Source organism: Streptomyces sp. NPDC091972, assembly GCF_044756385.1.
Taxonomy (GTDB): domain Bacteria; phylum Actinomycetota; class Actinomycetes; order Streptomycetales; family Streptomycetaceae; genus Streptomyces.
On sequence record NZ_JBIVSV010000010.1, the window covers coordinates 199,384 to 219,366 of the forward strand.

The following is a 19,983-nucleotide window of genomic DNA, read 5'->3' on the forward strand; positions in this document are numbered from 1 at the left end:
GTTGGCCCCCTCTCACGCGTTCCCTCTAGAATCTCCGCTCTTGCCCGCCTCCCTCACGGAGTGCCGCCGCCCGGACGGAAACCGGTCGGCATCCCACCACGCGGCCCGCAGCACCTTCGGAGGCACCCCCTTGTCCAGGTCGTCCACTCCCGTGCCCGCAGACGACGATCCCCTCGCCCGCGAACGCGCCCACCTCGCCGGCTCCCGTGCCGCACTGCGCGCCATGCGTGAGGACGTCGAGTCGCTGGACATCAAGGACGTCACCGCGAACTGGGTCAACGCCGAGGTCCTGGCCCGCCAGATCGACGACCGGATCAAGGCACTGGCGGACCTCAGCGACACCCCGCTGTTCTTCGGCCGCCTCGACTACCTGCACGCCCCCGGCGCCGACCGGGCCGAGGGCGCGGAGGGTGAGCGTTTCTACATCGGGCGCCGGCACGTCCACGACCACGACGGCGACCCGATGGTGATCGACTGGCGGGCGCCGGTCTCGCAGCCGTTCTACCGGGCGTCCAAGAAGGACCCGATGGACGTCGGGCTGCGCCGCCGCTTCGGGTACACGCGCGGGGAGATCACGGCGTACGAGGACGAGCACCTGTCCGACCCGGCGGAGGCCGCCGCCACCAGCAAGCTGCTCCAGCAGGAGATCGAGCGGCCACGCGTCGGCCCGATGCGCGACATCGTGGCGACGATCCAGCCCGAGCAGGACGAGATCGTACGGTCCGGGCTCGGCGGCACGGTCTGCGTGCAGGGAGGTCCCGGCACCGGGAAGACCGCCGTCGGCCTGCACCGGGTCGCCTATCTCCTCTACGCCCACCGCGAGCGGCTCGCCCGCACCGGCACCCTCGTCATCGGACCGAACCGGTCCTTCCTGCACTACATCGAGCAGGTGCTGCCCGCCCTGGGCGAGTTGACGGTGCGGCAGGCCACGGTCGACGACCTCGTGGCGCACGTGGAGGTGCGCGGCACCGACGAGGCGCCCGCCGCCGTCCTCAAGGGCGACGCGAGGATGGCGGAGGTGCTCAGGCGGGCGGTGTACTCGCACGTGACCATGCCGACCGAGCCGGTGATGGTGGTGCGCGGGTCGCGCAGGTGGCGGGTCCCGGCGTACGAGATCGAGGACATCGTCCGGGAGCTGCTGGACCGGGGCATCCGGTACGGCGCCGCCCGTGAGGCCCTTCCGCAGCGCATCGCGCACGCCGTGCTGGTGCAGATGGAGCGGTCCGGGGAGGCGCCGGACGACCGGGTGCAGGACGCGGTGGCCCGCAACTCGGCGGTGAAGGCGGCGGTGAAGGCGATCTGGCCGCCGGTGGATCCGGCGAAGCTGGTGCTGCGGCTGCTGACGGACGCGGACTTCCTCGCGGAGCACGCGGACGGGATCCTCTCCGAGGACGAGCGCAAGACGATCCTGTGGGCGAAGCCGGTGCGTTCGGTGAAGTCGGCGAGGTGGTCGTCGGCGGACGCGGTGCTGATCGACGAGGCGACGGACCTCGTGCAGCGCACGCACTCGCTCGGGCATGTGGTGCTCGACGAGGCGCAGGACCTCTCCCCCATGCAGTACCGGGCGGTCGGCCGCCGCTGCTCGACCGGTTCGGCGACCGTCCTGGGCGACCTCGCGCAGGGCACCACACCGTGGGCGACGCGGAGCTGGGACGAGGCGCTGGCCCACCTCGGCAAGCCGGACGGTGTGATCGAGGAGCTGACGGCCGGTTTCCGGGTGCCGACGGACGTCATCACGTACGCCTCCCGGTTGCTGCCGCACATCGCGCCGGGTCTCACGCCGGTGGCGTCGGTCCGTGAGAACCCGGGCTTCTTCGACCTGCGCGAGGTCTCCGCCACGGCCGAAGTGGTCACCGCCTGCGAGGAGTTGCTGCGCCACGAGGGCTCGACCGGTCTGATCGCGGCGGACGCCCGCGTCCCGGTCCTCGCCGAGGCGCTGACGGAGGCGGGGATCCCGTACCTCGCGCCGGGCGAGGAGACGACGGCCGAGACCCGTCTGACCCTGGTCCCGGCGTCCCTCGCCAAGGGTCTGGAGTACGACTACGTCGTCCTGGACGAGCCGCAGGCGGTGGTGGACGGCGAACCGGACGAACGCACGGGCCTGCGGCGCCTGTACGTGGCCCTGACCCGAGCGGTGTCGGGCCTGATCGTGACGCACACCGCACCGCTGCCGGCGGCGCTCGCCGAGTAGCGCGGGGGTTGCCCACGGCTCCGCCGATGTGCCACGCCCGGTCCCGGTCTGCGGGTGCGCGGGGGTTGCTCGCGCAGTTCCCCGCGCCCCTGAGGGGTTCGGCTCACCCCCAGTCCGGAGCCCACCGGGACCGGCCGCCCCCGCGCCCCACCGACGTGCCACACGTCGACCCCGGCCCGGGGGTGCGCGGGGGTTGCTCGCCGCCGGGATCGGTCCCCCCCCCCTCCCCCCCCCCCACGGCGTCCCTCCGGGGTCCGTTACCCCAGGTCCACAGCTCGTCGCCACTCGCTGACCGCCTTCGCCGACACCGGCTCCTCCCAGCCGCCCGGTCGTGCCGCGCCGCCGATGTGGAAGGCGGCGACACCGGATGCCCGTAGGTCCGGCACATGGTCCAGTCGCAGTCCGCCGCCCACCAGCAGTTGCTGCTCGTACCCCGGCTCGCCCGTCCTCGACGACTCCGTGCGGAGCACCGGCAGGCCCTCGTCGACGCCGCTCGCGGAGCCTGCCGTGAGGTAGGTGTCCAGGCCCGGCAGGTCGGCCAACTGCTTGCGCAGGGCGTCGCGGTCCGAGGCGTGGTCGAGGGCCCGGTGGAAGGTCCAGCGGCAGCCGTCCAGCGCTTCCACGACCCGCTCCACCGCGGCGAGGTCGACGTCGCCGGCCGCGTCCAGGAAGCCGAGCACGAACTCCTCGGCCCCGGCCTCCCGCATCTCCCCGGCGATCCCGACCAGCCGGCCGACGTCGTGGGCGTCGCCCGCCCCGAACCCGTCCGACAGCCGGAGCATCACCCGCAGCGAGATGTCCACGGCGTCCCGGATCGCGGTGACCGTGGAGACCGTCGGCGTCAGACCGTCCGCCGCCATGTCGGTCACCAGTTCCAGCCGGTCCGCGCCTCCGGCCTGGGCGGCGACCGCGTCCTCGACGTCGAGGGCGATCACCTCCAGGACTGCACGCTTGCTCATGGGACCCCATTCGTCGACGGTCTCGGGCGGCTACAGGTCTAGTCCAATTCAAGAATACGCCGCCCCGGGGTCCCCCTCACCGCCGCGTCTCAGCCGATCTCGGCGAAGATGTTCGGCTTCTGGCGGGTCGCCGCGTCGCCGATGGAGCGGGCCGGGGTGCGGTCACCGGCCGGGTCGCCCAGCCGGAGCGGTTCGTCCACGTCGTCGGAGTCGGCGTGGAGGGGCGCGACGAGGTCGAGCACACCGCCCGCCGCGGCGATCACCGGTCCCGCCTCCGTCATCCCCGCTCCAGCTCGTCGACGACCTGCCGGTCGGTCCGGCTCGCGCGCTCGGCGATGTCCCGGTCGTCGGACTCGGGCGAGAGGACCCCCTTCTCGAACCTGCCCTCCACCACCCGGACACCCCCGCGTCGGCAGCGCGAACTCGGCGTCCGGGCGGGGGTGCGGGAGGGGGATCAGGGCGTCGCGCCCGGTGGTCGGGAGGCGGCCGGGGGGACAATGAGGCCATGGCCGATCTCGACGACCTCCGCGACCGTTTCGCCCGTGCCCTGGAGAGCGCCCGGGCCGGCGACGGCCCCGACCCGGCGCCGTACGCCGACAACCTCCTCGACCGCTGGCGGGAGCCGCAGCGGCGCTACCACACGCTCTCCCACCTGACGGCGGTCCTCGACCACGTGGACGTCCTGGAGGAGTACGCGGACCGGCCGGACCTGGTGCGGCTCGCGGCCTGGTTCCACGACGCCGTCTACCTCCCGGACCGCTCGGAGAACGAGGAGCGCTCCGCCCGCCTGGCCGAACGCGCCCTCGCCGAGGCCGGGGTCCCGGCCCGCGAGACGGCCGAGGTGGCCCGACTCGTCCGCCTCACCACCGCCCACGACCCGGCCGACGACGACCGCGACGGCCAGGTCCTGTGCGACGCCGACCTCGCGATCCTCGCCGCGCCGCCCTCCGCGTACGCCGCCTACACGGCCGCCGTCCGCGAGGAGTACGGCTTCGTGCCGACCGACGCCTTCCGCGAGGGCCGGTCCGCGATCCTGCGGCAACTGCTCGACCTTCCCCGGCTGTTCAGGACGCCGTACGGGGCGCGCGAATGGGAGGCCACGGCCCGCTACAACCTCGCCTCGGAGCTGGAAATGCTGTCGCTCTGAGGCGCCCGGCGGCTTAGCCTGCCCGCATGGAAGACATGGGCGCGGAACGGGTGACGGAGGCTGTCGCGGACGCGGTGGCGGTCCTGCGGAAGGCGGTGGACCGGGACTGGGCCGGGGTGCCGGCCGGCCGGCTGGAGTGGAGCTGTCTGCGGACGGCCGAGCACGTCGCGGGCGATCTGATCGCGTACGCGGGGCAGTTGGCGGGCCGGGCGCAGGAGGCGTACGTCCCCTTCGAGATCTCCCTGGACGACGGCACCGGTGCCGAGGGCACCCTTCACGTGATCGAGACGGCCGGTGTCCTGTTCGCCGCGACCCTGCGCAGCACCCCGCGCGAGGTCCGCGCCTTCCACCCGTACCCCTTCCGCAGCGCGAACCGCACGGGCTTCGCCGCGATGGGCGTCGCCGAGGTGCTGCTGCACACCTACGACATCGCCGAGGGCCTGGGCCTGGCGTACGAACCCCCCGCCCACCTCCCCGAGTACGTGCTGACCCGGATCTTCCCCGAGGTCCAGCCGGGCCCCGACCCGTGGCGCACCCTGCTGTGGGCCACCGGGCGCGGCGACCTGCCCGGCCGCGCCCCGCGCACGGAGTGGCGCTGGAGCAACAACCTCGTGCTGCCCACCGAGCGCCTGACCCTCCAGGGCGTCACGCCCGCCTCCGCCGCCGAACTGGCCGCGGGCGGCGACGGCGACTTCGAGTGGGTCGAGGACGGCCCCTTCGACGGCACCCGCGAGGCCGCGGGCATGACCCTGAAGGCGTACGAGGCGGGCGTCCACCGCCCGGAGTTCGGCCTGTTCGTCCTCGTACGGCGGGAGGACGGCCGGGCGATCGGCGGCATGGGCTTCCACGGCGCCCCCGACGAGGACGGCCGCGCGGAGGTCGGCTACGACCTGGCCGAGAGCGCCCGCGGCCGTGGCTACGCGACGGAGGCCCTGCGCGCGCTGAGCGACTGGGCCCTGGCCCGCGACGACGTCCGCAGCCTCTGCGCCACCATCGAGTCCGACAACGCCGCCTCGCAGCGCGTCATCGCCCGGGCCGGCTACGTCCGCGCGTCCGTGGACGAGGAGCAGGCGTACGGCGAGCTGGAGACGGGCCTGCGGCTGTACGTCCTGCCGGGTGGGGCCGGTTAGGGGCCTTCGGACCGTGCGACGCCCTTGCGCCGGCGCAGTCCCGCCCCCGTGAGCAACCGCACCACCTCGCGGCTGCTGACCTCCACCGCGCCCGCCGCGACCACATCCGCGTACCGGTGCGACGGGATGTCGTAGTGGTCGCGTTCGAAGGCCCGCGAGGGCACTCCCAACTCCTCGGCGAACCGGTGCAGTTCGTCGAAGGAGGTGTCGCTGATCAGGTGGGACCACATGCGGCCGTGGCCCGGCCAGGCGGGTGGGTCGACGTAGACGGTCACGAGGCGGAGATCCCGCCCGCCGCGGTGCCGAGGGAGCCGACCGCCGCGACCTTCACGCCCGCCTTGTGGCACACCCAGTGCGGGTCGGGGCCAAGTTCCGGCTCGACCTCCAGGGCGTGCGGGTCGCCGGAGCCGCACACCGGGCACAGCGGCCAGCGGCCGTAGGTCTCCAGCAGCGCGTCCTGGACGTCCTGGGCGACCAGGCCCGCGACGAACTCCGCGCCCTCCGGCCACTGCTGGACCCACCAGCGGCGCTGTACGACGGAGTCCTCGACCATCGACACCACGTCGGCGGCGGCGACCTCGCCCGCGGCCAGGTCGGCGAGCACGAGGGCGCGTGCGGCGTGCAGGGTCTGTTCGAGTGGACCGATGGACTCCATGGAGCCATTGTGCGGGCTCTTGACCACGAGTCCGAGCCGAAAATATCTTTCAGGTGTGCCCCAGGATGTGAAGGAAATTTTCGGCAGCGCTCTCGCCGCGAAGGTGCGCACGCTGGGCCCGTCCATGACCCGCTCCATGCACCGGGTCGCCGAGGCCGTCGCCAACGACCCCGCGGGGTGCGCGGCGCTCACCGTCACCGGCCTCGCCCAACTGACCGGGACGAGCGAGGCGACGGTCGTGCGCACGGCCCGGCTGCTGGGCTATCCCGGGTACCGCGACCTGCGGCTCGCCCTCGCCGGGCTGGCCGCGCAGCAGCAGTCGGGGCGGGCCCCTGCGATCACCACGGACATCGCGGTGGACGATCCGATCGCGGACGTGGTCGCCAAGCTCGCCTACGACGAGCAGCAGACCCTTGCGGACACGGCGGCCGGGCTGGACACCGCGCAGTTGGGGGCGGCGGTCGCCGCGACCGCCTCGGCACGGCGCATCGACGTCTACGGGGTGGGGGCCTCCGGTCTCGTCGCCCAGGACCTCACACAGAAGCTGCTGCGGATAGGGCTGATAGCGCAGGCGCACAGCGACCCGCACCTGGCCGTGACGAACGCGGTGCAGCTGCGGGCGGGGGACGTGGCCATCGCGATCACGCACTCGGGTTCGACCGGGGACGTCATCGAGCCGTTGCGGGTCGCGTTCGAGCACGGGGCCACTACGGTGGCCATCACCGGGCGGCCGGACGGGGCGGTGGCGCAGTACGCCGACCATGTGCTGACGACGTCCACGGCCCGGGAGAGCGAGCTGCGGCCCGCGGCGATGTCGTCACGGACCAGTCAGCTCCTCGTGGTGGACTGTCTGTTCGTGGGGGTGGCGCAACGGACGTACGAGACGGCGGCGCCCGCGCTGGCCGCGTCCTACGAGGCGCTGGCGCACCGGCACCGTCGGTAGGCACGAGTTACCCGGTAGACGTCGGTCACGAAGAGACGTCGGTCACGAAGAAAGAGCCACTCCTCCATGACCTCCACCTCCGACCCGCGTGATCTGCGAGCCCAGTTGGAGACACTGACCACCGAGGCCTTCCGGCCGGAGCTCGCCGACATCGACCGGTTGCCGACCCTCGACATCGCCCGGCTGATGAACGGCGAGGACGCCTCCGTCCCCGAGGCGGTCTCCCGGCAGTTGCCGGCGATCGCCGCCGCCATCGACGCGATCGCCGACCGGATGTCCCGGGGCGGCCGGCTGATCTACGCCGGCGCCGGCACCGCCGGGCGCCTGGGCGTCCTGGACGCCTCCGAGTGCCCGCCGACCTTCAACACCGACCCCGACCAGGTGGTGGGCCTGATCGCGGGCGGCCCCGGCGCCCTGGTCACCTCCGTGGAGGGGGCGGAGGACTCCGCGGAGCTGGCGCGGGCCGACCTGGACGGGCTCGCGGTGACCGCCGTGGACTCGGTGGTCGGGGTGTCCGCGTCCGGCCGCACCCCGTACGCCGTGGGCGCGGTCCAGCACGCCCGCGCGCAAGGGGCGTTGACGGTGGGCCTGTCCTGCAACGCGGACAGCGCGCTCGCCGCGGCCGCCGAGCACGGCATCGAGGTGGTGGTGGGCCCCGAACTGCTCACCGGCTCCACCCGCCTCAAGGCGGGCACCGCCCAGAAGCTCGTCCTCAACATGCTGTCGACGATCACGATGATCCGCCTCGGCAAGACCTACGGAAACCTCATGGTCGACGTCCGCGCCTCCAACGAGAAGCTGCGCGCCCGCTCCCGCCGTATCGTCGCGCTCGCCACCGGCGCCGACGCGGAGGAGGTCGAGCGTGCGCTGGCCGCCACGGACGGCGAGGTGAAGAACGCGATCCTCACGATCCTGGCCGACGTCGACGGGCCCACGGCGGCCCGGCTGCTGGCGGAGTCGGGAGGCCATCTGCGGGCTGCGCTCAGCGCCGGACCAGCACCGCGTGGGTGACGTTCGGTGAGCCGACCAGCTCGGACACCCGGTAGCCGTCGATCCCCCCGCCCAGGTCGTCGAGCAGCCGCTCGCCGCGCCCGATGAGCATGGGCGCGATCACCAGGTGGAGCTCGTCGATCAGCCCGGCGCGCAGGTACTGCCGGATGGTGGCCGCGCCGCCGCCGATCCTTACGTCCTTGCCGTCCGCCGCGTCGAAGGCCCGCCGGAGCACCGTCTCCGGCGGCTCGTCGGTGAAGCGGAAGGTGGTTCCGCCGGCCATCGCCAGATCCGGGCGCGGATGGTGGGTGTGGACGAAGACGTCGTGGTGGTACGGCGGGTTCTCGCCCCACCAGCCCTGCCAGGACTCGTCCTCCCAGGGCCCGCGCTGCGGGCCGAACATGTTCCGCCCCATGATCGTGGCCCCGATGTTCCGATCACCGCGGACGAAGAACTCGACGTCGGTGCCGCCCTTCCCGGCGGCCAGGTCCTCCGACGCGGAGACGAACCAGCGGTGCAGCTCGTCACCCCAGCCGACGCCGTCGCCGAACGGGGCGTCCAGGCGCTGGTTCGGCCCGGCCATGAAGCCGTCGAGGGAGATCGTCACGTTGTGCACTCGGACCTTGGGCATGGCCTTCACCTCTCGTGTGGTGTCGTGCTCTCACCCATGCGTCGTTCCGAGCCTGCCTGGATCGACATCCGCGCGCACCTTTTCCAGACGAGGGTCTGCCGCCAGAAGAGCCGCCGCCGCGGACGAACCCCGGGAAGGATGCGGCGGGCCTCGCGGACGAACTCGGTGTAGGGGACGTCGGCGGGGCGGGTGGGGGCGGTCATCGCGACGGGGCGTGGAGCCTTCCGCCCCCGGTTCTTGATCCACCCGGTGAGCAGGTTGAGCGGGACGGACACAAGGCCCAGGAGGGTCTGGACGCGAGTGTCCTCCCGGGTCAGGGCGACGATCACCAGGGTGCCGCCGGGGGCCAGCCGCTGCCCGAGCCGGACCAGGGCATCGGTCAGGGGCAGGTGGTGGAGCACGGCGACACAGGTGATGACGTCATAGCCTTCCCCGTCGTACGACAGGGCGTCCGCGACGGAGAAGGCGACGGGGAGCCCGGGGTCGGTGGACTCCCTCGCCTCGCGGATGATCCGCTCGTCGCGGTCGATGCCGTGGACCTCCCTCGCCCGGGTGGCCAGCAACCGGGCCAGGTCTCCCGCACCGCAGCCGACCTCCAGGGCCCGGTCGAAGCGGCGGGGCAGCTGGCGCATGATCCACCGGTGGAAGTGGGCGTTGTGGCTCCACGGATGGGCGTCGTTGAAGCGGGCGAGGGCGTCCAGGAGAGGCATGGGTTCATTTCAACAGGGCATCCGTCCCTCCCTGTTGACCTTCCGCACCCTCGCCCGCAGCACCTCGGCCTGCGGCGCGGGCCCGGTGGACTCCGGCGGACAGTCCCACTCCCGCCCACCGCCCAGCGGCCTGAGCTGCACTCTCCCGCCCAGGTGCCCCATCACCTCCCCCACCCGCCCGTCCCGCACATCCACGACGTACGACCCCACCGGCGGCCTCTCCCCACGCAGCACGGACGCCAGCCGCTCGGCCGTGCGGACGTTGCACCGCCCCAGGTCGACCAGCGGGAACGGCTCCTTACCGGCGCCGGTGAGGGGGTCGACGGCGAGGGACGGCAACACGACGCCGACCCCGGTGAGCGCCTCCCGCAGGGACTCCAGGACTTCTTCGGTGGACCGCACGCTTTCCTCCATCGGCACACTGAGTTGACGGTTCGCCACACAGCGTGTCCGGTACGGCTCTAACCTGGCCATATGGGCCAGCCCAACAACCGCACCTGGTGGATGGGGAGTCGCACATGCCGGGACCGAAGGACCTCGACCCGTCGTCCTCACCGAGGGCACTGCTGGGCGCGGAGCTGAGGCACGCACGGGAGAAGGCGGGGCTCAGCCAGGAGGAGTTGGGGCAACGGCTGTTCGTGAGCGGTTCGTTCGTGGGGCAGCTGGAGGCGGGCACGCGGCGGATGCAGCGGGATGTCGCGCGACAGCTGGACGAGGTGCTCGGGACGGACGGGTTCTTCCAGCGCAACTGTGCGGCGGCGGCCAAGTCCAAGTACCTGGAGGACTTCGCGGAAGCTGCGGAATCGGAGACCCGGGCCACGACCATCAGGGAGTACGCGCCCCTCCTCATCCCCGGCCTGCTCCAGACGCCCGCATACGCACGGGCTGTGAACCGCGCCTACGACCCGACGGCACCGGAGGAAACCATCGACATGTGGGTGGAGGGCCGGGTCGAGCGGATTCGGCTCCTCGACCGTCCAACAAAGCCGGTGTTGTGGGTGGTGCTCGACGAGGCGGCGCTGCGCCGGGAGACCGGCGGTCGGGCGGTGATGGCGGAGGCGCTGCGCCACATCTCCGAGCTGGCCCGGCAGGGCCGAGCCATCGTGCAAGTGCTGCCCTTCAGCGCGGGAGCCCACTCGGCGATGGCAGGCGCCCTGAAGCTGATGGAGTTCGAGGACGCGCCTCCGCTGGCCTACTACGAAGGGGTTCGCACCGGCCGGCTGGAGGACGACCCGGCCACGGTCGTCCAACTGCGGTTCACGTTCGATCTCCTGGTGGCCTCCGCGCTCTCACGGGAGAACTCCCTGGCCCTGATCGAGTCATTGACGCAGGATTACGCCCATGAGGACCAACCCTGAGACCTGGCGCAAGTCGTCGTACAGCGGTGGTGGCGGCAACAACTGCCTCGAAGTGGCCGTAGACCACCCCGCCATCATCCCCGTCCGCGACTCCAAGAACCCCCACGGCCCGAAGCTCATGCTCCGGCCCCAGTCATGGTCCGTGTTCGTCAAGGCGGTCATAGAGGTCAGGATCTGACCTCTACGGCTCCTAGCGTGGGCCCATGACCAACACCACGCACGTCATGACCACCAACGAGCGCGCCGACCTGCTGGAGGCGCTGGCCAAGCAGCGGCACTTCCTGCGCTTCACCACCCGCGACCTCACCGACGAGCAGGCCGGTCGGCGGACCACCGTGAGCGAACTGTGTCTCGGCGGTCTGATCAAGCACGTCACGTCGGTGGAACGGAACTGGGTGCGCTTCATCCAGGAGGGCCCGTCGTCGATGGGCGACTTCACCGCCATGACCGAGGACGACTGGGCGCGGCGGGCCGACGAGTTCCGGATGCTGCCCGGCGAGACCCTGGCCGGCGTGCTGGCCGCCTACGCGGAGACGGCCGACCGGACGGACGAGCTGGTCGCCACCCTGCCCGACCTGGACGCCGCCCACCCGCTGCCCAAGGCCCCGTGGTTCGAGGCCGGGGCCCAGTGGTCGGCCCGCAGGGTGCTGCTGCACATCGTCGCCGAGACCGCCCAGCACGCCGGCCACGCCGACATCGTCCGGGAGGCCCTGGACGGCGCCAAGAGCATGGGCTGACCGGAGCCCCCCGCAGGTGCAGCACCATCTGCGGGGGCTCGACCCCCTCGTACCCTGAAACCATGAACCACGCCCAGCTCACCGCCCTAGGCCGTGCCCTCCGTGTGCTCGGGGAGCACGGGGACGCCCTCACCGGTGACACCCCGGACGCCAAGCTGCACGAGATGAAGGGCGACCTCAAGCGGGCCCTGGACCTCCTGGAGGACAGCGTCTCCGCCGCCGCCCCCACCACCCGCTGCGCCGAGCACCCGAACGGCCCGGTCGACGAGAACGCCCCCGACCTGTGCCTGCTGTGCGAGACGCGGCGCAGGGCGGCCCGCCGCGCCGAGATCAACGGCCCCTCCGCACGGCCCCGCTCCACCGAACCCGCGCCCTCCCGGTACGGGGTGCGGGAGGACCGGCCCCAGCCCCAGCAGCGCTGGCTGCCGGAGCAGTGGACCGGCCAGGAGTGGCAGCTGTGCGGGACACCGCGGCGGGACCGGCACGAGGCCGAGCTGTACCTCGCCGCCCAGCGCCGCGGGCCGCGCGCCGCGATGGCGTACCGGCTCGTCCACGAGTTCACCGACTACGAGGTGCTGCGGGTGTGGGGCACCCCGGTCAGGGTCGACATCGAGCCGCTCGGCAACCTCTAGCAGCGCCGCCTACTTCAGCAGCGGCAGCGCCGCGAAGTCGTACCCCTCCCACAGCCGCCGCGCCGCCTCCTCCGGGTACGGCCGCACCTCGGGCGTCACGTCCAGGACCTGGGTGGCGCGCCCCACGCGGTCGAACTCCGGCCACCCCGGGTCCCCGGTTCGCGCGAACCCGGTCCACGCCGACTGGAAGCGCGTGGTCAGCGTCCTGGCCTCGTCCGGCACCCCGGTCCCCGCGAACAGCAGGGCCCCGAGGTCGGCGTCGTACGTGCCGAACAGCAGCGGGACGTCCAGGGCATGGCAGGCGCCGAGCGCGCCGCCGAACGCCGGTGCGCTCCAGGTCAGTTCGTACAGGTGGGCGCGCCCGCCGCCCGCGGTCTGCGCCTCCGCCAGCCGCAGGGACGGGATGCCGAACAGCCAGTCGGTCTGCACCCGTTCGTAGAGCTCGGTCGGGGTGGCCTCCGGGAAGGCCTCCCGGTAGGAGCGCTCGCCGTCCGGGCCCGGCGCGAAGGTCCGCAGGGCCGCGGCCGCCTGCTCCTCGGTGATCTTGCCGAGCCGCTCGCCGAGGGCCAGGAAGAGCCGGTACTCGTCCCGGTTGTGCCCGACGAGCAGTTCCACGTCCCGCCCGGCGCCCGCCGCCAGCGCCTCCCAGGGCGTGCACGGCAGCACCTCCCCGTCGACGACCGGGGCGAAGGGCGTGAGCGTCGGCGCCGCCTGGCCCCACCGGTCGCCGAACTCCCGCATGCGCGGGCCCAACCGCTCCCCGGCCGAGGGGAGTTCACGGGGATCGACGGCTGACAGCGCGGTGGCCGTCGCCGCCTGACCCGCCTCCTTGGCGAGCTCCACCGCTATGTCCCGGGCGAGTCCGGCGGTGAAGTACGTGCCGGGCACGCTCTGCGCGACGGCCCGCCCGAACAGGCCCCGCGCGGCCGGCATCGCCAGCAGCGAGGCCACCGACCCCGCGCCCGCCGACTCCCCGAACACCGTGACCTGCCCGGGGTCCCCGCCGAACGCCGTGATGTTGTCCCGCACCCACTCCAGCGCCGCGACCTGGTCCAGCAGCCCCCGGTTCGCGGGCGCCCCCTCCAGCAGGGCGAACCCCTCGATGCCGACCCGGTAGTTGAGGGTCACGACGACCACGTCACCGGCGCGCGCGAGGTGCTGGGCGTCGTAGCCGGGGTTGCCCGCGTGGCCGAGCTTGTAGGCGCCGCCGTAGATCCACACCATCACGGGACGGCGGGCCGCGGGGTCCGGGGCGGGGGTCCAGACGTTGACCGTCAGCCAGTCGTCACCGGTGGGCGCCGGCAGTGCCACCGCCCGGTCCCCGAAGGCGGGCTCCTGCGGGGGCGGGGGCCCGAAGGCGTACGCCTCCCGGGTCCCCTCCCAGCCCCTGACGGGCCGCGGCGCCTGGAACCGCGCCGCGCCCACCGGCGGTTCGGCGAACGGGATTCCCCGGAAGACCACCAGTCCGTCCTCGGCCCGCCCGCGCACGGCACCGGCCGCGGTGCGCACTTCGAGACCCTCGGCTGACGTCATCGGTCGAACTCCTCACAGGTCGGGGCTGCTCCGCTTACTCCAGCCCACGTCCCTTGCCTGGGTCAACCAACCCGGGGAGCCCTGTGCCGTCAGCTCAACGACTTCAGCGCGGACGCCTCGTACGGCTTGAGTTCGTCGAACCGGCCCGCGAGCACCTTCGCGGCCCACTCGGGGTCCTGGAGCAGCGCCCGCCCGACGGCGACCAGGTCGTACTCCTCGCGCTCCAGGGAGTCGAGCAGGTCGTCGATGCCCCTGACCGGGGAGCCCTCGCCCCTGAAGCCCTTGATGAAGTCGCCGTCGAGACCGACCGAGCCGACCGTGATGGTGGTCCTGCCGGTGAGCTTCTTGGTCCAGCCGGCGAGGTTGAGGTCGGAGCCCTCGAACTCGGGCAGCCAGTAGCGGCGGGTGGAGGCGTGGAAGGCGTCGACACCGGCGGCGGCGAGCGGGGTGAGGATCGCCTCCAGTTCCTCGGGCGTCTCGGCGAGCCGCGCCTTGTAGGCCTCCTGCTTCCACTGCGAGTACCGGAAGATGACCGGGAACTCGGGTGACACCGTCTCCCGCACGGCCGCCACGATCTCCGCCGCGAACCGCGTACGGGCGACCGGGTCGCCGCCGTAGGCGTCGGTGCGGCGGTTGGTGCCCGCCCACAGGAACTGGTCCAGGAGGTAGCCGTGGGCGCCGTGCAGCTCCACGCCGTCGAAGCCGATGCGCTCGGCGGCGGCCGCGGCCTCGGCGAACGCGCCGATCACGTCGTCCAGGTCGCGCTGGGTCATCGCCTTGCCGGTGGGCTCGTCGGCGCCGATGCGCAGGCCGGAGGGGCCGACCGCGGGGGCGTCGGCGTAGGGCGGCTGCCCCTGCTCGCGCACCATGCCGATGTGCCAGAGCTGCGGCACGATGGTGCCGCCCGCCGCGTGCACCTGCTCGGCGACCTTCGCCCAGCCCGCGAGCTGCTCCTCGCCGTGGAAGCGCGGGATGCTGTCGCTCTGCCCGGCCGACTCGTGGCCGACGTACGTGCCCTCCGTGACGATCAGACCGACTCCGGCGGCCGCGCGCCGGGAGTAGTACGACGCCACGTTCTCGCCGGGGACGCCGCCCGGGGAGAAGGAACGGGTCATCGGCGCCATCACGATGCGGTTCGGGACGGTCAGGCCGTTGATGTGGGCCGGACGCGAGAGGATCTCGGCGGCACGGGAGGGGGCGGAGGCGGTCACGTGGGGGTACTCCTCGGTATGTGCATACGCATGGACCTTGCAACAGGTGCCAACCGTGCCGTGCTCCTCAGGATTTCCCGTCGCGTTGTGACCCCGGTCACGCATGCAGAAAGCCCGCCCCGCGTCTGCGGGACGGGCTTCGTGTCGAGCGCTGGGCAGGCCTTGCACCTGCATTTCCCCGCAGGAAGCGGGGCGTCTTTCCTTGGACCACCAACGCGTAGTCGACCGACGGGAGTTCACGTCGAGCGGCTCGTGATCAAGCATAGCGCAAGAAACGACCGGGGGCGGCCACCCCCTGTTCCCAGGAGTGGCCGCCCCGGCAAGGACGTTGATCGACCGTCAGGCCTCGCGGCCCGGGGGCGGTCAGAAGTCCATGTCACCGCCCGGCATGCCGCCACCGGCGGGCGCGGCGGCCTTCTCCGGCTTGTCGGCGATGACGGCCTCGGTGGTGAGGAACAGCGCGGCGATGGAGGCGGCGTTCTGCAGGGCGGAACGGGTCACCTTCGCCGGGTCGATGATGCCCTCGGCGATCATGTCGACGTACTCACCGGTCGCGGCGTTGAGGCCGTGGCCGACGGTGAGGTTGCGGACCTTCTCCACGACGACGCCACCCTCGAGACCACCGTTGACGGCGATCTGCTTGAGCGGGGCCTCCAGGGCGAGCTTCACGGCGTTGGCGCCGGTCGCCTCGTCACCCTCGAGCTCCAGCTTCTCGAAGACCTGGGAGGCCTGGAGCAGGGCCACGCCACCACCGGCGACGATGCCCTCCTCGACGGCCGCCTTCGCGTTGCGAACGGCGTCCTCGATGCGGTGCTTGCGCTCCTTGAGCTCGACCTCGGTCGCGGCACCGGCCTTGATGACGGCGACGCCACCGGCGAGCTTGGCCAGGCGCTCCTGGAGCTTCTCGCGGTCGTAGTCCGAGTCGCTGTTCTCGATCTCGGCGCGGATCTGGTTCACCCGGCCGTTGACCTGGTCCGAGGAGCCGGCACCGTCGACGATGGTGGTCTCGTCCTTGGTGATGACGACCTTGCGGGCGCGGCCCAGGAGGTCCAGGGTCGCGTTCTCCAGCTTGAGGCCGACCTCCTCGGAGATGACCTCGCCGCCCGTGAGGATGGCGATGTCGCCGAGCATGGCCTTGCGGCGGTCACCGAAGCCCGGGGCCTTGACGGCGACGGACTTGAAGGTGCCGCGGATCTTGTTGACGACCAGGGTCGACAGGGCCTCGCCCTCGACGTCCTCGGCGATGATCAGCAGCGGCTTGCCCGACTGCATGACCTTCTCCAGGAGCGGGAGCAGGTCCTTGACGGAGCCGATCTTGGAGTTGGCGATCAGGATGTACGGGTCGTCGAGCGACGCCTCCATCCGCTCCATGTCGGTGGCGAAGTACGCCGAGATGTAGCCCTTGTCGAAGCGCATACCCTCGGTGAGCTCCAGCTCCAGACCGAAGGTCTGGGACTCCTCGACGGTGATGACGCCTTCCTTGCCGACCTTGTCCATCGCCTCGGCGATGAGCTCGCCGATCTGGGTGTCGGCGGCGGAGATGGAGGCCGTGGAGGCGATCTGCTCCTTGGTCTCGACATCCTTGGCCTGCTCGAGCAGGGCGGCGGAGACGGCCTCGACGGCCTTCTCGATACCGCGCTTGAGGGCCATGGGGTTGGCGCCGGCGGCTACGTTGCGCAGGCCTTCCTTGACCAGGGCCTGGGCGAGCACGGTCGCGGTGGTCGTACCGTCACCGGCGACGTCGTCCGTCTTCTTGGCGACTTCCTTGACCAGCTCGGCGCCGATCTTCTCGTACGGGTCCTCGAGTTCGATCTCCTTGGCGATGGAGACACCATCGTTGGTGATCGTGGGGGCGCCCCACTTCTTCTCGAGGACGACGTTGCGGCCCTTGGGGCCGAGCGTCACCTTCACGGCGTCCGCGAGCTGGTTCATGCCGCGCTCGAGGCCGCGCCGCGCCTCCTCGTCGAACGCGATGATCTTGGCCATGTGAAGTGGTCCCTCCAGGACTGGGGGTGATTCCTTCGGACCGCGCCCGCGCCCGCGACGGACGGCTCGCCGGCCTGTGGATCCTTGCCCCACATGGCCTGCGGGCCTCACCGACCCGGTCCATCTTTGTCACTCTCACCTTCAGAGTGCTAACGCCAATGATTAGCACTCGGCATGGTCGAGTGCAAGCGCCTGCCGAAGACCGGGGTGGGTTCGCTGCGCGGGCTCGGGCCGGTGAGGGCCGGCCCGCGCCCTTCCCGGCACCCTGGATCGCGCGCCCCGGAGGCGATGGGTTCGGCAGTCGGGCGGCTACCGGCCGGTGGGAGCTGAGCGCGCAGTTCCCCGCGCCCCTGGGCAGGTTGCAGTGGCCCGGCGCCACGGACGATCAGGGGCCGCCGCAGGCATCCAGGGGCGCGGGGAACTGCGCAGAAACGCCCGCCCCCACCGAACCCGCACCCGAAACCCCACCCGCGCCCGCACAGGACCCCGTTCAACCACCGGAGGTACATGCCGAAGGGCCCGTACCCATGACTCCCCATGGGGTACGAGCCCTTCGGTGAAGAACGAAGAACGACGCTGTTGTTACCCGGCGCGTGCTTCAGCCAGTCGCGAGACGGACCATGTCCGCCTGCGGCCCCTTCTGACCCTGCGAGATCTCGAACTCGACCCGCTGGCCCTCTTCAAGGGTGCGGTAGCCGTCCATCTGAATCGCGCTGTAGTGGACGAAAACATCCGCACCACCGTCGACCGCGATGAAGCCGTACCCCTTCTCCGCGTTGAACCACTTGACGGTGCCCTGAGCCATGCCTAACTCCCCTATTACTGGCCCTTGCACGGATCCACACTTCGTGGATCCGGGTCAGACCTCACCCCCCACATGGTTGGGGGCGTGCGCCGGAACGCGTCGACCGCGGCTGAATGTATCTGTCCAACTGCCGTCTGCAACAGGTCAATCGGACGAGAATTCTGGACGGAAGGGGTCCGGAATGTAGTGAGAATTCACCCGAATTCGGGGCAAGTCGGGCCCCATAAAAGGAGCATAAGACACAAAGAACCCACACACTTTGGCTACTTCTCGTCGCATCCGAAGTCGGAACTCATATGCGCCCGGCATGAAGGAAGCAGCAGCTTCCCCAACTGTACCGCGCTCAACCATAGAGAATTGCCCCCTCCGCTTCTCTCGCGGAGGGGGCAATCGGATGAACACTCGGTAATTTCTGTTACCGAAGGTAATGACCAGTCATACGGTCACCCGCCGGCGACCGCCGGGATGATGGAGACGCCGGCCCCGTCGGGCGTCGCCGTCTCCAGTCCCTGCTCGAACCGCACGTCGTCGTCGTTCACGTACACGTTCACGAACCGCCGCAGCTTGCCCTGGTCGTCGAGAACGCGCGCGGCGATACCGGTGTGGTTCTTCTCCAGATCTGCGATGACCTCGGCGAGGGTCCCACCCTCGGCCTGCACCTCGGCCTGTCCGCCGGTGTAGGTGCGCAGGATGGTGGGGATTCGGACGGAAACGCTCATGTTCAGGACCTCCGGTCGGGTTGGGGCTTCAGGGGCGCGGGGCGGTGTCGATTCGCGGCTGCCGCCGCGTGGGCGCGACCGGCCCCCACCGGCCCGCAGACGGACAACGACCTCTTACGCGAGACCAGCCTCGCGGAACGAATCCAGGTTGGGCCGGATCGTCGCCGTCAGACCCGTACCCGCCACCGCGTCCAGCGTCTTCAGACCGTCCCCGGTGTTCAGTACGACGGTCGTCAGCGAGGGATCCAGCACCCCGCTCTCGATCAGCTTCTTCGTCACCCCCACGGTCACCCCGCCCGCAGTCTCCGCGAAGATGCCCTCGGTCCGCGCCAGCAGCTTGATCGCGTCCACGATCTGCTCGTCGTCGACGTCCTCCACCGCGCCGCCGGTGCGCCGCGCGATGTCCAGCACGTACGGGCCGTCCGCAGGGTTGCCGATGGCGAGGGACTTGGCGATGGTGTCCGGCTTCTGGGGCCGCACCACGTCGTGCCCCGCCTTGTAGGCGACGGAAACCGGGCTGCACCCCTCCGCCTGCGCCCCGAAGATCTTGTACGGCCTGTCCTCGACGAGCCCCAGCCTGATGAGCTCCTGAAGGCCCTTGTCGATCTTCGTGAGCTGCGAGCCGGAGGCGATCGGGACCACGAGCTGGTCGGGGAGCCGCCAGCCGAGCTGCTCGCAGATCTCGTACGCCAGGGTCTTGGAGCCCTCCGCGTAGTACGGCCGCAGGTTGACGTTGACGAAGCCCCAGCCCTCGCCGGCCGGGTCGCCGATCAGCTCGGAGCAGAAGCGGTTCACGTCGTCGTAGTTGCCCTCGATGCCGACGAGCTCGCCGCCGTAGATCGCGGCCATGACGACCTTGCCCTGCTCCAGGTCGTGCGGGATGAACACGCAGGAGCGGAACCCGGCCCGGGCCGCGGCGGCACCGACCGCGCCGGCCAGGTTGCCGGTGGAGGAGCAGGAGAGCGTGGTGAAGCCGAAGGCGCGGGCCGCCTCCAGGGCCTGCGCGACGACGCGGTCCTTGAAGGAGTGCGTCGGGTTGCCGGAGTCGTCCTTGACGTACAGGCCGCCGGTCACGCCGAGCTCGCGGGCGAGGTTGTCCGCCTTGACGAGCTTGGTCCAGCCGGGGTTGATGTTGGGCTTGTCCGCCACGTCCGCGGGGACGGGCAGCAGCGGGGCGTAGCGCCAGATGTTCGCGGGTCCCGACTCGATCCGCTTGCGGAGCTCCTCGGTCTCGTAGGCCGAGAAGTCGTACGCGATCTCGAGCGGGCCGAAACACTCCTCACAGGCGAAGACCGGGCCGAGCGGGACGCGGTGGCCGCATTCGCGGCAGCTCAGCGCCGCGGCGGGACCCAGGTCGACGGAGTTCGTGGTGCTTGCAACAGTCTGCGCAGCCATGGAGGCGAGGCCCTTTCTCCTCATCTTCCTCACGACGCACTTCGCCGTGAGACGGATTTGGCACCTTCCCGAGCCGGGAGCCTCGCGGAGACGATCGTCGGTGATCGCTACGAGAGCCGACTGGAGGGTTGCCGGGGCTTCATCGGGCCGTATCCCTCTGCCCCTCTGGATGAGCGGTGTGAAGTTGTGAACGGCGGGCCACCCAGGACATGCGATGGTCACCCGCGTTGTTCAAGACTGTAACCGACGAC

At 71.5% G+C, this 19,983-nt stretch carries 21 protein-coding genes, 1 pseudogene and 1 riboswitch; of the genes and pseudogenes, 9 read left to right on the forward strand and 13 right to left on the reverse strand.

From position 1 onward, the window contains the following. The first annotated feature begins 223 nt into the window (after positions 1-223). Positions 224-2,191, forward strand: coding sequence for a HelD family protein (locus tag ACIQJT_RS27950; protein ID WP_402648333.1), 1,968 nt, complete (start codon positions 224-226; stop codon positions 2,189-2,191). 257 nt (positions 2,192-2,448) lie between these two features. Here ACIQJT_RS27950 and ACIQJT_RS27955 read toward each other — a convergent pair whose 3' ends face one another. Both ACIQJT_RS27955 and ACIQJT_RS27960 read right to left on the reverse strand, forming a co-directional pair. Then, positions 2,449-3,150 carry a copper homeostasis protein CutC gene (locus ACIQJT_RS27955; protein WP_402648057.1) on the reverse strand — a complete coding sequence of 234 codons (702 nt, stop codon included), beginning with the start codon at positions 3,148-3,150 and terminating at the stop codon, positions 2,449-2,451. Positions 3,151-3,275: 125 nt separating this feature from the next. Further along, positions 3,276-3,608, reverse strand: a pseudogene (locus ACIQJT_RS27960) (hypothetical protein); the annotation flags it as partial. A gap of 47 nt (positions 3,609-3,655) precedes the next feature. Between ACIQJT_RS27960 and ACIQJT_RS27965 the strand changes: the two are divergent. Together ACIQJT_RS27965 and ACIQJT_RS27970 are read left to right on the forward strand one after the other, a co-directional pair. Then, the gene (locus ACIQJT_RS27965) at positions 3,656-4,297 is read left to right on the forward strand and encodes a hypothetical protein (protein ID WP_402648059.1); all 642 of its coding nucleotides are present in this window, start codon (positions 3,656-3,658) and stop codon (positions 4,295-4,297) included. Positions 4,298-4,323: 26 nt separating this feature from the next. Next, on the forward strand, positions 4,324-5,427 hold the full coding sequence (locus ACIQJT_RS27970) for a GNAT family N-acetyltransferase (protein ID WP_402648061.1): 1,104 nt from the start codon (positions 4,324-4,326) through the stop codon (positions 5,425-5,427). Here ACIQJT_RS27970 and ACIQJT_RS27975 read toward each other — a convergent pair. Together ACIQJT_RS27975 and ACIQJT_RS27980 are read right to left on the reverse strand one after the other, a co-directional pair. Further along, positions 5,424-5,702, reverse strand: a complete 279-nt coding sequence (locus tag ACIQJT_RS27975; protein ID WP_365452285.1) for a DUF4031 domain-containing protein — start codon at positions 5,700-5,702, stop codon at positions 5,424-5,426. The genes ACIQJT_RS27970 and ACIQJT_RS27975 overlap by 4 nt on opposite strands. Then, positions 5,699-6,082 (reverse strand): hypothetical protein, encoded by a 384-nt coding sequence (locus tag ACIQJT_RS27980; protein ID WP_365452287.1) that lies wholly within the window; start codon positions 6,080-6,082, stop codon positions 5,699-5,701. The genes ACIQJT_RS27975 and ACIQJT_RS27980 overlap by 4 nt, the downstream gene beginning before the upstream one ends. A gap of 55 nt (positions 6,083-6,137) precedes the next feature. Between ACIQJT_RS27980 and ACIQJT_RS27985 the strand changes: the two genes are divergently transcribed. Together ACIQJT_RS27985 and murQ are read left to right on the forward strand one after the other, a co-directional pair. Next, positions 6,138-7,025, forward strand: coding sequence for a MurR/RpiR family transcriptional regulator (locus ACIQJT_RS27985; RefSeq protein WP_402648064.1), 888 nt, complete (start codon positions 6,138-6,140; stop codon positions 7,023-7,025). Positions 7,026-7,091: 66 nt separating this feature from the next. Beyond that, positions 7,092-8,036, forward strand: a complete 945-nt coding sequence (gene murQ / locus ACIQJT_RS27990; protein ID WP_365452289.1) for an N-acetylmuramic acid 6-phosphate etherase — start codon at positions 7,092-7,094, stop codon at positions 8,034-8,036. Here murQ and ACIQJT_RS27995 read toward each other — a convergent pair. Genes ACIQJT_RS27995 through ACIQJT_RS28005 form a run of 3 tightly spaced genes read right to left on the reverse strand, consistent with a single transcriptional unit; the run spans position 8,008 to position 9,758 of the window. Continuing rightward, positions 8,008-8,646, reverse strand: a complete 639-nt coding sequence (locus tag ACIQJT_RS27995; protein ID WP_402648068.1) for a dihydrofolate reductase family protein — start codon at positions 8,644-8,646, stop codon at positions 8,008-8,010. The genes murQ and ACIQJT_RS27995 overlap by 29 nt on opposite strands. A 5-nt stretch (positions 8,647-8,651) precedes the next feature. Further along, the gene (locus ACIQJT_RS28000) at positions 8,652-9,356 is read right to left on the reverse strand and encodes a class I SAM-dependent methyltransferase (protein WP_402648071.1); all 705 of its coding nucleotides are present in this window, start codon (positions 9,354-9,356) and stop codon (positions 8,652-8,654) included. 9 nt (positions 9,357-9,365) lie between these two features. Next, complete coding sequence (locus tag ACIQJT_RS28005; protein WP_402648073.1) at positions 9,366-9,758, reverse strand: hypothetical protein; 393 nt, start codon at positions 9,756-9,758, stop codon at positions 9,366-9,368. Between the two features lie 116 nt (positions 9,759-9,874). Between ACIQJT_RS28005 and ACIQJT_RS28010 the strand changes: the two genes are divergently transcribed. The 4 genes from ACIQJT_RS28010 to ACIQJT_RS28025 all read left to right on the forward strand — a co-directional run bounded on the left by ACIQJT_RS28010 (position 9,875) and on the right by ACIQJT_RS28025 (position 12,083). Next, positions 9,875-10,714 carry a Scr1 family TA system antitoxin-like transcriptional regulator gene (locus ACIQJT_RS28010; RefSeq protein WP_402648075.1) on the forward strand — a complete coding sequence of 280 codons (840 nt, stop codon included), beginning with the start codon at positions 9,875-9,877 and terminating at the stop codon, positions 10,712-10,714. Beyond that, entirely contained in the window at positions 10,698-10,892 is a 195-nt protein-coding gene (locus ACIQJT_RS28015; RefSeq protein ID WP_402648078.1) for a DUF397 domain-containing protein, read from the forward strand. Before ACIQJT_RS28010 ends, ACIQJT_RS28015 begins: the two co-directional genes overlap by 17 nt. A gap of 25 nt (positions 10,893-10,917) precedes the next feature. Next, positions 10,918-11,451, forward strand: coding sequence for a DinB family protein (locus tag ACIQJT_RS28020; RefSeq protein WP_402648081.1), 534 nt, complete (start codon positions 10,918-10,920; stop codon positions 11,449-11,451). Positions 11,452-11,513: 62 nt separating this feature from the next. Next, a complete protein-coding gene (locus tag ACIQJT_RS28025) occupies positions 11,514-12,083 on the forward strand; it encodes a hypothetical protein (RefSeq protein ID WP_402648083.1) in 570 nt (189 codons plus the stop codon). A 9-nt stretch (positions 12,084-12,092) separates the two neighbouring features. Here the strand turns inward: ACIQJT_RS28025 and ACIQJT_RS28030 are convergent, their stop codons facing one another. The 6 genes from ACIQJT_RS28030 to thrC form a co-directional block, all read right to left on the reverse strand. Next, positions 12,093-13,616 (reverse strand): carboxylesterase/lipase family protein, encoded by a 1,524-nt coding sequence (locus ACIQJT_RS28030; protein ID WP_402648086.1) that lies wholly within the window; start codon positions 13,614-13,616, stop codon positions 12,093-12,095. Between the two features lie 89 nt (positions 13,617-13,705). Beyond that, positions 13,706-14,827, reverse strand: a complete 1,122-nt coding sequence (locus tag ACIQJT_RS28035; protein WP_402648089.1) for an NADH:flavin oxidoreductase — start codon at positions 14,825-14,827, stop codon at positions 13,706-13,708. 363 nt (positions 14,828-15,190) lie between these two features. Then, positions 15,191-16,813, reverse strand: coding sequence for a chaperonin GroEL (groL, locus tag ACIQJT_RS28040; RefSeq protein WP_020140084.1), 1,623 nt, complete (start codon positions 16,811-16,813; stop codon positions 15,191-15,193). Between the two features lie 598 nt (positions 16,814-17,411). Beyond that, on the reverse strand, positions 17,412-17,618 hold the full coding sequence (locus ACIQJT_RS28045) for a cold-shock protein (RefSeq protein WP_007382895.1): 207 nt from the start codon (positions 17,616-17,618) through the stop codon (positions 17,412-17,414). A 443-nt stretch (positions 17,619-18,061) separates the two neighbouring features. Further along, positions 18,062-18,337 carry a MoaD/ThiS family protein gene (locus ACIQJT_RS28050; RefSeq protein ID WP_123990075.1) on the reverse strand — a complete coding sequence of 92 codons (276 nt, stop codon included), beginning with the start codon at positions 18,335-18,337 and terminating at the stop codon, positions 18,062-18,064. Between the two features lie 114 nt (positions 18,338-18,451). After that, positions 18,452-19,732: a threonine synthase gene (thrC, locus tag ACIQJT_RS28055; RefSeq protein ID WP_402648093.1), complete on the reverse strand. Its 1,281-nt coding sequence runs from the start codon at positions 19,730-19,732 to the stop codon at positions 18,452-18,454. Between the two features lie 17 nt (positions 19,733-19,749). Continuing rightward, positions 19,750-19,908: riboswitch (SAM riboswitch) on the reverse strand. Between the last annotated feature and the right edge of the window lie 75 nt (positions 19,909-19,983).